Source organism: Paenibacillus sp. S02, from assembly GCF_019454065.1.
GTDB lineage: Bacteria > Bacillota > Bacilli > Paenibacillales > Paenibacillaceae > Paenibacillus > Paenibacillus polymyxa_B.
Map to the genome: position 1 here is coordinate 5,533,937 of NZ_CP073682.1, position 12,189 is coordinate 5,546,125.

Genomic DNA, 12,189 nt, shown 5'->3' on the forward strand with positions numbered 1-12,189 from the left:
AAAAGTCGCCGCCCTAATATAGGCAGCGACCACGTAATCTAGCACATTTCAGAACACACATACATGGAGTCATCGTCTTTTATATACGAATCGAGTATTGTGCTCTGGAAATTATTTATTAAACATTAAAACGGAAATGCATAACGTCTCCGTCCTGCACCACATATTCCTTACCTTCCAGACGAAGCTGACCACGTTCCTTAGCCCCGTTCATCGAACCAGCAGCGACCAAATCGTTGTAGGATACAACCTCGGCACGAATAAATCCGCGTTCAAAATCCGTATGAATTACGCCCGCAGCACCCGGTGCCTTCGTTCCTTTGTGTATAGTCCAAGCGCGTACTTCCTGCACACCTGCTGTGAAATAGGTATACAGGCCCAACAAGCGGTAGGCCGCTTTAATCAGACGGTTCAATCCGGATTCAGCTAATCCAAGTTCCTCAAGGAACATCGCCTTGTCTTCGCCTTCCAGCTCAGCAATTTCAGATTCTACCTTGGCGCTGATCGGTACCACTTCTGCATTTTCAGCTATGGCAAAATCACGTACCTTTTGCACATATGGATTGCTGTCAGCTTCCGTTACGCCATCTTCGCTGACATTAGCTGCGTACAATACAGGCTTCATCGTAAGCAAATGAAGATCGCGTACAATCAACCGTTCTTCATCCGACAATTCTAAGCTACGCGCCGGTTTATCAGCATACAGCGTTTCCTTGATCCGCTCCAGCACTTCAACCTCTTGGGTATACTGCTTGTTGCCACCCTTCATGTTTTTGCGGGAACGTTCAATACGCTTGTCTACGCTTTCGATATCCGCCAGAATCAGTTCCAGATTAATGGTCTGAATGTCGCTGATCGGGTCAATTTTGCCGTCCACATGGGTAATGTTCTCATCTTCAAAGCAACGTACCACATGTACAATCGCATCCACTTCACGAATATGAGCCAGAAACTTGTTACCCAGACCCTCGCCCTTGCTCGCACCGCGCACAAGTCCTGCAATATCAACAAATTCAAATGCCGTTGGCACCGTTTTATTCGGTACAACCAGTTCAGTCAGCTTATCCAGCCGCTCGTCTGGTACTTCAACAACGCCCACATTCGGGTCAATCGTACAAAATGGATAGTTTGCGGATTCCGCACCCGCCTGCGTTATTGCGTTAAAAAGTGTTGATTTGCCCACGTTCGGCAGACCCACAATCCCCGCTTTTAAAGCCATAATCAGAACAACTCCCGTTTATATAAAATATGCGTTATGCCATCCGTTAGTTTACCAACCCACATTATATATGAGAACCTATACACGCGGCAAGCATACGGTTATGAAATTCAGGATTTTGCTATATCTCTATTTAGATTTCTTTGCTCATCTGGATATCCGTAACCCGATAGCCCGATTTGCGATATACATGCAAAGCTCGCTCATTATGCCCAAATACATGCAAACCGATGCGAACAGCTCCCAGTCGGCGAGCCTCTTGTTCCAGAGCCCCCATCGCCAACGTGCCCAGACCCCTTCCCTGATATGAATCGTAGACAAGAATATCCAGTAGAAAAGCTTCTTTTCCTTGCGCGCCATCCGTAATATTGAACCAGATATAGCCAGCTTCCTCCTGACTCTGCCCCCCGGCCTCAGAAAACATCAACATATACAGGTGAGCATGAGGTGTGTCTAGTCTCTGTGGCAGGTATCGAGCAAAACTTTCTGCCGCACGTTCTGGTGCTTCTTCTACCGTCCATGTACCTGCTTGGATTTTCTCATCCGCATAGTCGGCAAGCGAGCGTTGTTCAAATCGTTCATATTGCTCCTCATTCATCGGAACCAATGTAATAAGTCCGCTCATCCGTTTACCTTCTTTCTTAGTCGAGTCGTGTCTTTAAGCCCTTCTATTCCATCTACCCCAATGCCAAACATGACCGTGCGGAGTTCCAGTTCGACCTGCTCCAAGCGTGCTTCCAGCGCTTCACTGGAGGCAACCGCCGAACCGAGCAAAGAACGCCCGAAGCCTGCCATGTCAGCCCCCAGAGCGAGCGCCTTCGCTGCATCGACACCGTCTCTCAGTCCACCGCTACCGATCAGAGCACCATGTGGCTGAGCAGCTCTAACTTCCACGATACAATCAGAGGTCGAATTGCCCCAATCCGCAAACGCCTCCGCCGCGGCACGACGCACAGGATCAGGATTACGAAATTTCTCCACTTGGCTCCAGCTTGTCCCACCTGCGCCAGCGACATCAATAAAGGCAGCACCCGCATCATACAGTCTCGATGCCGTCTCGCCATCTATGCCCCAGCCTACTTCCTTCACTCCTACAGGCACTGAAAGCTGACGACACAACTCCTCGATGCGCTGAAGCAGGCCGCTAAAATCCAAATTCCCTTCGGGTTGAAAAATCTCCTGCAATCCGTTCAAATGCAGCACCAACATATCTGCTCCGGCAATTTCCACTGCACGGCGACAATCGTCCACGCCAAATCCGTAGTTCAGCTGCACCGCACCCAGATTGGCAAGGATCGGGATACTGGGTGCCAGACGGCGAACCGCAAAGGTTGAAGCTAATTCTTCCCTTTCCACCGCAGCCCGTACCGAACCGACGCCCAATGCCCAGCCGCGTCTCTCCGCTGTCTCTGCTAATCGCTCATTAATCGCTCCTGTCTCGGCGCTGCCGCCTGTCATGGAGCTAATAAGCAGTGGCGTTCGTACAACCTGTCCTAAAAAAGTAGTATCCAGACGAACCTCGTCAAAATGCACCTCCGGCAGAGCGCAGTGCTTAAAGGCATATCGCTCCAGCCCGCTGGTGATGCCTTGTCCGGCCACATCTTCTTGCAAACAAAGGCGGACGTGCTCAATCTTCCGTTCGCCTGTCCTCGCGGCAGGCAACAAAGAGCCGGATTTATTAAAACCGTCAGGCGCTCCTTTTTCATTCTCTGTACTACTCATCTATGTTCCACCTCATCCAAAGTCACTCTGTTTATTGTATCAAGTTCAAGAAGCACAAATAAGACCGTTCCCGAACACGGTAACCGATCTATGTATCGTCTCTTATATCAAATATCGTAGCCCTTAAAGTGGCTATTTTAAGATACTTTCATTGTATCATGGATGGAAAAATATATACACGATCGTGAACATTTTTTCTTACCCATAGGTCATGTTCAAAATTCGCAATAAACCAGTTATTTCGGAAACTCTACAGAAAAGCCGCTCCTAATTGAGCTGCCGCTTTTCTGCAAAATGCCTACTCGAAAGGACAATCCCTATCCCAGCAAGATAAAGGTCATTACAATCTCCTTTATCCCTTCATCGAATCAGGTACAGATGAAATGCTTTCTGCTTGCTCCTTCGTACGCCCATGTCCAAATTTGAATACGAGAATACCACCGATAATGACCAATACACCGATCAACTTATTAAAGGTAAACGGAATCTTTTCTAATCCCAGCCATCCTAACGAATCCCACAACAGGGCGGTACCTAATTGTGCCGTCAATACAATGGAGATCGCATAGGTCGGGCCAAGTCGCTTCATTCCTTGCACCAGACAGAACACAACACCGACACCAATCATGCCACTGAACCAGTACCACGGCTGCATATGCTGTAAAGCAAATGTATTTTTCCCTTCAAAAATAAGACTCCCGAGTAAGGAAGCCAAGAACCCTGTACCCAGCACCAATGTTGTTGTGGCCCACGATCCTGTCCGTTCATTCACCTTATTATTGAATATCGTTTGCAGACTGACCAAGGCACCTGCGATAATCGCCAATACAATTCCTAATAACATATATTAACTCTCCCTTGATGATCCTGATATTCTTCTGCCTTTATCCTAAATGCTCCTATTACAATGATTCATAAATATTATGTCCTGCGAGTTCACTCAAACCTTTTCTGTCCCGAATGACAATGTAGCCTTTTGTCCGTTCAACCCATCCATCTTCAATCATTTTGCGAATGACACGGTTGAGATGCCTATAGCTGGTTCCGATCAAATTCGCCACATCTACCAGACTAGATGCACGTAATTCCTCATGAAAAGCCGAATTCGATTCGTCAAAAGAAACCGATAGCAGGTAGCTCGCCAGCCTGACTTCCACCGGATACATGAGATTGAAACTGGAAAAGTCGGAGTCCAGGCAAAACTTTCGCGTGACAATATCCAATAGAAATTGCAGCAAAGGAGCATAGTCTCTGCCGTATTTGTTCATCCATTGGTGGTGAATACCGATCACATAGATCGGAGACACTGCCTCTACTGTGTTGATAACGTGACTACTCCGAATATATTCAACATCTCCTATGACCTCGATCGGTGTTTTGAAGCAAAGGATCAGGGTTTTCCCTTCTGTAGAACTGGTATAAATCTTGACCTTGCCCTGCACCAGTATATATAGATGTTCGATGGAGTCCCCCTGTGAACAGAGCTTTTCCCCTTGCTCCAGACGATGCAACGACAAATAAGGATGTAGTGGCTCGTAGAGTATGGATTCCAACTCATGCAACTGCAAAAAATATTTTAGCTGCTCTTGATCCTGAATTTCTCTCATTCCTAAGCTCACCTTCAATTTCTACATACTAAGCTTTCTTTACAAGTTAAAATTCTATTTTAGAGCTTCAGAATAATTACACCAGCGATCATCATACCAATACCTATAAATTGTGGCAGCTTCATCTTTTGCTTCACTATACCGAACCATCCCTTGATATCTACCAGGAAAGTTAAACACAACTGCGCAATCAACAACGCCGAGATCGTGAACGTAACCCCAATATGTTGGATTGCCGTGACTTCACTAAATATAATAATAGCTGCAAAGGCACCGCCCCAAAGATACATTGGCTTTACCTGTTTCATTTCAGCTACATTACCATCCCTTGTAAACATCCAGACTAATGCTGCCAAAATAAAACCTATTAGCTGAGTAACAGTGGCCGCCGGCCATGTACCGATATCCTGACTAATCCGTGTATTCGCTACCCCCTGTAGCGTAATACAAGCTCCTCCCAGAAAAGCAAACAAGATTCCTCTCATAAATCGTTATTCTCCCCATGTAAATGACTTTTCTATATATTAAAGTATAGGGCAGACTCTCTATAAAGGACATATGTCCTCAATGAATAGTAAAACATCCTCCATTTCATTCCATTCAGTATCCGCGTCAATCCTGCACACTTGCGTTAATAACTTGACAGTATCCCATCATAAAACTGCATGTTCCGGCACGATAAAATGGAATGCAGCATTCAATTAAGGAGTTGATCGTCATATGACTACACGTGATCCGCTGCATTCTGTGCCGGAATATCAAAGAAGAACCGAGAAAAAGGGTCGGGCTTTTAAAATCGCTATTCTGGTACTTATTCTCTGGCTGATTACCGTCATGCTGTATCAGACCCATAAACCATTGCCTCCATTCGTCTCCTATGAAAGTCAGGAATATTCAACCCATGAGGTAAACTTCTGGACGGATTTGACCTATCCCACCGGGGATGGAAGCACTGCACAGCATGAAGGACAAATTTTGAATCGTATGCTCGGGATCATTGATGAAGCCCAACAATTTATAGTCATCGACCTGTTTCTGTTCAATGACTATAAGCATAAAGGTCAACGCTTCCCCCAAGTCAGCGCACAAATGACCGATCATCTTATTGCCAAAAAGAAAGCTCATCCTGATATGCCTATCTTTTTCATTACAGATGAAGTCAATACCAACTACAATTCTGCCCCCAATCCTTTGTTGGAGAATATGAAGCGAGCAGGGATTCAAGTCGTGCAGACCGATGTAGACCCGTTGCGGGACTCCACGCCCATCTATTCGGCGGTGTGGCGTACCTTTTTCCAATGGTTCGGGCAGCAGGGCACAGGCTGGATTCCCAACCTGATGGCCAGTGACGGACCTGATGTTACGGCCCGCTCCTATCTTAAGCTGTTAAACGTCAAGGCCAATCACCGAAAATTGGTTGCCAACGAACAGACAGCGCTCATTTCTACAGGCAACGTGCACGACGCAAGCGCTTATCACTCCAATGTAGCGTTGGAGGTGAAGGGGCCTATCATCGGAGACATTTTACAAACGGAGCAGGCGGTGTTGGACTTTTCGGGCGGTGGGCAGCTTCCTGCCTATACACCACAGGCTGAACCCAAAGTTCCATCGAGTAAGGACAGCTATCGGATCAAATATCTAACTGAGGGCAAGGTGTACACCTCGGTTCTGGATGGCATCGGGCAGACGAAGAAAGGTGACAGCATTCATATGGGCATGTTTTATTTGGCTGACCGTAAAGTATTGAATAGCCTGCTGGATGCCTCTGCGCGCGGTGTAAACATCCAACTGCTGCTGGACCCCAATGAAAACGCGTTTGGTCAGGAAAAAATCGGCATCCCCAATCGTCCGGTTGCCCAAGAGTTGTCCGATAAATCGGGCGGGAACATTAAAATTCGCTGGTATCATACCACTCATGAGCAGTTCCATACCAAACTGATTTATATCGCCAAGGCGCAAGGAGAGCATATCATTTGGGGTGGCTCTACCAATCTGACCCCCCGTAATCTGGATGATCTGAATCTAGAAAATGAATTGTGGGTGGCCGCTCCGGCGGACAGCAAGCTGACCCGACAGGTTGCGGCCTATTTTGATAAGCTATGGAATAATCAGGGGGCTGAATACAGTTTGGATCTAGCAGCTTACGAGGATCATTCAACATTTTGGAAAGATATTATATACCGTCTACAGGATATTTTAGGCTTTACTACATTTTAACTACGGGATACTGCTGTAGCGAATTCGTTTATGTTACAGCAGCGGTGAAAGCAGCCGCGCGAGTGATTCCATCAAACGTTTGAATAGACGTTTTTTCATGAATTCTTCGCGTACGATCAGACTGGCAGAGTGCAAATCTCGTTCGTAGTCTGTTACCATCTGCTGCACACTGTGCGTCTGAATTAACAGAGCGTTAACTTCAAAATTCAAATGAAAGCTACGCATATCCATATTGGCTGTCCCAATGGTCGCAACTTCCCCGTCAATGATGAGGAGCTTGGAGTGGAGGAACCCTTTTTCATATTCATATACCTTGACTCCAACCTCCAGCAACGACTGGAAGTACGAGTGAGACGCGAGAAACGGTAGCCATTTATCCGGTTTTGCGGGAAACAGAATACGCACGTCCAACCCGGACAGAGCAGCCATACGCAAAGCAGTCAGGATATCTTCATCCGGGATAAAATAAGGAGTGGCAATCCAGACTGATTTTCGAGCGGACGTAATCATGGAGAAAAACAGATTTTTAAGCACTCTTCGCTCATTATCCGGGCCACTGGCAATAATCTGCACGCCTCCGTCCGTAATTGGTTCAATATTGGGGGACAGATATTCGCTATCCAACACCGACTCACCCGTCATGTGAAGCCAATCCTGTAAAAATATAAGCTGCAACGTCCGCACAGCTTCGCCCTTCACAATCATATGCGTATCACGCCAAAAGCCGTAGGCTTTGTTGCGGCTGAGATACTCATCTCCCACATTTAGACCGCCAATTAATCCGATATTACCGTCGATGACTACAATTTTACGGTGATTACGGTAGTTTACCCGGCTGGAGAAGAACAAGATCCGAGCGCCGCCGTACGCAACAACCTCTACTCCTGCATCTCTCATTTCCTTCAAAAATGACTTCGACAACTGAATACTGCCCACCGCATCGTACATAAACCGAACCTTAACACCCGCTTTAGCCTTTTCGATCAAAATCTTCTGAATGCTAGTACCGATATCATCCGACCGGAAAATGTAATATTCCATATGGATATGATGCTGCGCCTTGCGCAATTCTTCCAGCAAAGTGGAGAAGGTTTCATCTCCATTGTTCAGAATTTGAGTTTCTGTCGCAAAATAAATCGGGGAGCGGGCCAGTCTGCGGGCCAAACGCATCAACTGCTGCTGCTCATCTGTAAAGCAGGTCAGATCTCGTTTGACTTGCAAAGCATCCTTTTCAATGCGGTCGTAAGCCTGTTGGTCACGCAATGCCTTTTTATCATACTTGCGACGCTTGAATACATTTTGCCCAAACAGAAAATAAAGAGGAAGTCCAACGACTGGCAGCAATGCCAGCAGCAAAATCCAGGACATCGTGGTGGAGGGATTACGATTCTCCGTAAAAATAATCAGACTGATGGAGATCACTGTCAGGGTGGAAAAAATACTGATGACAGTTCCTTCATTTTTGCCGATGTAATTAAACAAGCCAAAATAATAAATAATAAACACCATAGCCGCGATCAATACGGCCAGTAAGCTTCGCCTCATAACTAACCTCACTTCCAGTGGACTGCATTTGACAGGTATTCTTCATTATATTGTACATGAGCCCCTTATTTCTTCCCACTTTTTTATTAAAATGTTGATAAAAAAATCCAAAGAAAAGCTTTATACAAAACGCAATGATGCTGGGTTGACACTTACTTTTTTTCGTGCAAGAATAAACTAACGAACGTTAGGTAGGTGAAAATAATGGGGATGGAAGAGATTCGAAAGGCCGCTCTTTTTCAATTTGCCACCAATGGGTATGAGGGAGCCTCCTTGAGCAGTATTGCCGCTGAGGTCGGTATCCGAAAACCGTCTATATACGCGCATTTCCAAGGCAAGGAGGATCTGTTTTTACAGGTAGCGAGGCATGCTTTTCAAGAGCAGAATTTACGTATTTTTGAATACTTTTCAGAACGCAGGGATCAGCCGTTGCATCATACCCTGCATGACTTCTTGTTTTGGATGGGACAGGAATATGAGAGCAACAACTCAGCCAAGTTTATGCTTCGCTTTTCCTTCTTTCCGCCTGTATCGTTGTATAACGAGGTGCTGGATATTGTTAATCCTTTTCTGGACAAAATGGAGCGAAAATTAACTCGCCGCCTCCGGAATACACGGGATCGGGAACCCTTTGGGCATATGGAGCCAGTGGATGTGGCTTTAGCCTTCATGACACTGGTGGACGGAATCATGGTGGAGCTACTGTACAGTGGAAGCATCAACTACCACCGAAGACTGAACGCTGCATGGCCTATTTTTTGGCGCGGGATTACGTTAACCTCACCTCATGAAGCGTGAAGCCGGCGAACTTATAAAATCTATTTTTGAGGAGAACATTCATCATGAATCGCAGTTGGATTTACGTTTTTGTTGGCGGCCTGATTGAGGTCGTATGGGTATCGGGTTTGAAGCATGCGGATTCTGCGCTCGCCTGGGCTGTAACTGTGCTGGCTGTGGTGGCCAGCTTTTATTTAATCATGAAGGCTGCGAAGCGTTTGCCTGTAGGCACGGTATATGCTGTATTCACCGGACTGGGGACAGGGGGAACAGTCGTAGGCGAAATGCTGCTATTTGGGGAACCATTTCAATGGTCCAAAACGCTGTTAATTGCCCTTTTGCTGGCAGGTGTGGTCGGCTTGAAGTTAGTTACCGACCGTGATGTTCAGGAAGGGAGTGGTGCATAATGGCTTGGATTGCATTGGTTATCGCGGGATGCTCGGAAGTGTTAGGAGTCATCGGTATGAAGGGAGTTACAGTGGGCAAAGGCTGGAAGTCCTTAGTGCTTATGGTCTTATCCTTTGTTCTTAGCTTCTCTCTACTCAGCTATGCCATGAAAAGTTTGCCTATGGGAACTTCCTATGCGGTATGGACAGGCATCGGAACGGTTGGCAGCACGATTACAGGCATGTTCTTGTACGGTGAACAAAAAAGCGTACTGCGTGTTTTATTCATCGCCATGATTCTTGCCGCAGCATTGGGATTAAAGCTGATATCTTAGCATGAGCGAATGGCATCAAATGTTGCAAATTGCTGATCTTAAAGGAGTGATGCCTTGTGATTACCACCGTAACGCTTAACGCGGCTGTGGATAAAATCTACACGGTTGCAGGCTTCGGTTTGAATGCCGTCCACCGCATTGAAGGCGGCCTGACGGTGCCGGGCGGCAAGGGCGTGAATGCCGCTCGCGTCATTCGCACGCTAGGCGAGCCTGTACGAGCGACCGGGTTTGCTGCCGGACACACTGGACGGCTACTCATTGACGGGTTGAGCGCAGAAGGCGTAAGCGCCGATTTCATTGAAACGGCTCATGGGGAGACCCGTCTCGCCATTACCGTGCTCGACCCATCCGCACGCACGCAGACCGAGCTGATTGAGAGCGGGCCAACCGTTGGGCCGCTTGAATTAGCCGCACTACGGCACAAAATCGAGACCCTTGCCGAGGATTCGGCTTGGGTCGTATTCTCCGGCAGCCTGCCACCCGGCTGCCCGCCCGATCTGTACGCCGAGCTGTGCACGCTGGCGAAGGCGCGCGGCGCGCGGGTGGCGCTGGACGCGAGCGGGGAGGCGCTGCGCTTGGGGCTGCGCGGAAAGCCCGACCTCGTGAAGCCTAACGAGGACGAGGCCGCCCACTTCGCGGGGATCGACGCAGAGCGCCCGGATGCCGCTGAAGCGGCGGCAGCAAAGCTGCTGGAAGCCGGAGCGCAGCTGGCCGTCATCTCGCTCGGCGCGCGTGGGGCGCTGGCGGTAACGAGCGATGCGCGCTACCGCGTGAGCCTGCCAGACGCGGACATTGTCAGCGCGCTCGGCAGCGGTGACGCCATGGTCGCCGGGCTGGTCACCGGCGCGGCGACGGGGCTGGATCTCCCTGCCATGCTACGGCAGGGAGCGGCCTGCGGCACAGCGGCAGCTCTGCACGCCATGGCCGGGAAGATCGAGCTCCAGGACGTGAAGCGTCTGGAGCAAGGCATTACGGTGACGCTGTTGTAATTCAGCGTCACTTTTTTTTATTTCATCCAAGCATTCGCTTATCTTTATTTCACAAATACAGTTATTCCGAATGCTCTATATTCCAAATGTTCGGTTCTCCGATTGGCTTACAACAAAACCCTGTTTTCCAGTATATTTTTCATACAAATATGCGACTTCGAAGGACCCAGCTTGACTAGTGAATCCTGAAGCTCTGCAATTTCCTCTACCGACGCGGTTTGTACCTTAATGAGATAATTAAATTCCCCACTAATGCGAAATAAATCAGTGACTTCCTTCGCCTCTCTACAAAATTCAACCAGCTCTTGGCAATGTTCTGTCTTTATTAGAATAAATGTAGTCGTCCCTCGATTCATTTCCCGTAAATTAAATACGGTACTATATCCGGAAATAATCCCTCGTTCTTCAAGCTTGGTTATCCTTTCTTTAACAGACGGCTGTGACATCGAGATTTCTTTACTGATTTGGGAAATAGTTATCCGAGCGTCATGCTGAAGCAATTTCATGATTTTGTGATCTATATCGTCAATGTGATGCTGCATATCGAGTCCCTCCTAACCTGAATTTAAAAAATAATATTTTTCACCCAAATTAACTTTTTTTCAATAATTAATATAGTATAAAAACCTTACTTTAAATATATAAGCACCACATAATTATTCATATAATAAGGTTTACTTACATGAGGATTTTGCAAAAATCTCATAAGCGACTTCCAATGAACAATATATAGATCGAAATGGTTTAGTTCGTCTATATATTGCACTTCGGAGCGACTGGAATCGAATTTTGCAAAATCCTGAATCAAAAGGAGGATCTGAAATGAGCGTAAAGGGACTAGCGCATGTTGCCATACAAGCTCGTGACTATCAAGCGACCATTGCATTTTATACCAAGGTATTGGGATTTAAAAGAGGACATCACTGGAGTCTTCCGTCTTTTCGAATTCAAGAGGCTTCCATGCTGATCTCACCCGATCAGAGAACCTGTCTCGAAATTTTTGATAATGATGCTGTCATTCCTGCCCAAGGAAAAAAAGCTTCATCCGAGCAAGAGATTGCTCACGGGGCTTTATTACACTTGGCATTTTACGTAGACAATGTAGATGAAATATATCAAAAAGCCCTTGCCCACGGAGCAAGAACCTTTGTGGAACCCAATCAGCTTACACTTGGCGAACCTCCTCTGGTTGTAACAAATGCATTAGTCCACAGCCCTAATGGTGAGGTTATCGAATTTATCAAGGATGTTGATTTTGATATGTCCCTATCGAGCAAAAAGTAATCCTCGCAGCTATTAAAAAGATCCACTTCCCGGTGAAGTAGGATCTTTTTATATTCCATACAGCTCTGCCGTTATCTCTATGGAAGAATTAAACTGTTCCTAAAAAAC

Annotated in this window: 14 protein-coding genes; 6 read left to right on the top strand and 8 right to left on the bottom strand. The window is 46.9% G+C overall.

Features of this window, described 5'->3' with window-relative positions:
* Positions 1-118: 118 nt before the first annotated feature.
* The 6 genes from ychF to KAI36_RS24625 form a co-directional block, all read right to left on the bottom strand.
* Positions 119-1,219 (bottom strand): redox-regulated ATPase YchF, encoded by a 1,101-nt coding sequence (gene ychF / locus KAI36_RS24600; RefSeq protein ID WP_025721849.1) that lies wholly within the window; start codon positions 1,217-1,219, stop codon positions 119-121.
* A gap of 133 nt (positions 1,220-1,352) precedes the next feature.
* Complete coding sequence (locus tag KAI36_RS24605; protein WP_103744765.1) at positions 1,353-1,844, bottom strand: GNAT family N-acetyltransferase; 492 nt, start codon at positions 1,842-1,844, stop codon at positions 1,353-1,355.
* A complete protein-coding gene (gene fni, locus KAI36_RS24610; protein ID WP_103744764.1) occupies positions 1,841-2,941 on the bottom strand; it encodes a type 2 isopentenyl-diphosphate Delta-isomerase in 1,101 nt (366 codons plus the stop codon). The genes KAI36_RS24605 and fni overlap by 4 nt, the downstream gene beginning before the upstream one ends.
* Before the next feature lie 352 nt (positions 2,942-3,293).
* Positions 3,294-3,785: a DMT family transporter gene (locus KAI36_RS24615; protein ID WP_023990727.1), complete on the bottom strand. Its 492-nt coding sequence runs from the start codon at positions 3,783-3,785 to the stop codon at positions 3,294-3,296.
* Between the two features lie 58 nt (positions 3,786-3,843).
* Positions 3,844-4,548: a Crp/Fnr family transcriptional regulator gene (locus tag KAI36_RS24620; RefSeq protein WP_103744763.1), complete on the bottom strand. Its 705-nt coding sequence runs from the start codon at positions 4,546-4,548 to the stop codon at positions 3,844-3,846.
* Positions 4,549-4,607: 59 nt separating this feature from the next.
* Positions 4,608-5,033 (bottom strand): DMT family transporter, encoded by a 426-nt coding sequence (locus tag KAI36_RS24625; protein ID WP_023990729.1) that lies wholly within the window; start codon positions 5,031-5,033, stop codon positions 4,608-4,610.
* Between the two features lie 235 nt (positions 5,034-5,268).
* Here KAI36_RS24625 and KAI36_RS24630 point away from each other — a divergent pair, with 235 nt between their 5' ends.
* On the top strand, positions 5,269-6,765 hold the full coding sequence (locus KAI36_RS24630; RefSeq protein ID WP_103744762.1) for a phospholipase D family protein: 1,497 nt from the start codon (positions 5,269-5,271) through the stop codon (positions 6,763-6,765).
* A gap of 33 nt (positions 6,766-6,798) precedes the next feature.
* On the opposite strand, the gene cls is transcribed toward KAI36_RS24630, so the two are convergent.
* A complete protein-coding gene (cls, locus tag KAI36_RS24635; RefSeq protein WP_103744761.1) occupies positions 6,799-8,310 on the bottom strand; it encodes a cardiolipin synthase in 1,512 nt (503 codons plus the stop codon).
* 204 nt (positions 8,311-8,514) lie between these two features.
* Between cls and KAI36_RS24640 the strand changes: the two genes are divergently transcribed.
* Genes KAI36_RS24640 through KAI36_RS24655 form a run of 4 tightly spaced genes read left to right on the top strand, consistent with a single transcriptional unit; the run spans position 8,515 to position 10,797 of the window.
* The gene (locus KAI36_RS24640; protein ID WP_103744760.1) at positions 8,515-9,108 is read left to right on the top strand and encodes a TetR/AcrR family transcriptional regulator; all 594 of its coding nucleotides are present in this window, start codon (positions 8,515-8,517) and stop codon (positions 9,106-9,108) included.
* 44 nt (positions 9,109-9,152) lie between these two features.
* Positions 9,153-9,494: a DMT family transporter gene (locus KAI36_RS24645; protein ID WP_023990733.1), complete on the top strand. Its 342-nt coding sequence runs from the start codon at positions 9,153-9,155 to the stop codon at positions 9,492-9,494.
* The gene (locus KAI36_RS24650) at positions 9,494-9,808 is read left to right on the top strand and encodes a DMT family transporter (protein ID WP_013312355.1); all 315 of its coding nucleotides are present in this window, start codon (positions 9,494-9,496) and stop codon (positions 9,806-9,808) included. The genes KAI36_RS24645 and KAI36_RS24650 overlap by 1 nt, the downstream gene beginning before the upstream one ends.
* A 56-nt stretch (positions 9,809-9,864) precedes the next feature.
* Positions 9,865-10,797: a 1-phosphofructokinase family hexose kinase gene (locus KAI36_RS24655; RefSeq protein WP_103744759.1), complete on the top strand. Its 933-nt coding sequence runs from the start codon at positions 9,865-9,867 to the stop codon at positions 10,795-10,797.
* A 107-nt stretch (positions 10,798-10,904) separates the two neighbouring features.
* On the opposite strand, the gene KAI36_RS24660 is transcribed toward KAI36_RS24655, so the two are convergent.
* Complete coding sequence (locus KAI36_RS24660; RefSeq protein ID WP_053326278.1) at positions 10,905-11,339, bottom strand: Lrp/AsnC family transcriptional regulator; 435 nt, start codon at positions 11,337-11,339, stop codon at positions 10,905-10,907.
* A 280-nt stretch (positions 11,340-11,619) separates the two neighbouring features.
* Between KAI36_RS24660 and KAI36_RS24665 the strand changes: the two genes are divergently transcribed.
* Entirely contained in the window at positions 11,620-12,081 is a 462-nt protein-coding gene (locus tag KAI36_RS24665) for a VOC family protein (RefSeq protein WP_068938936.1), read from the top strand.
* The last annotated feature ends 108 nt before the right edge of the window (positions 12,082-12,189 follow it).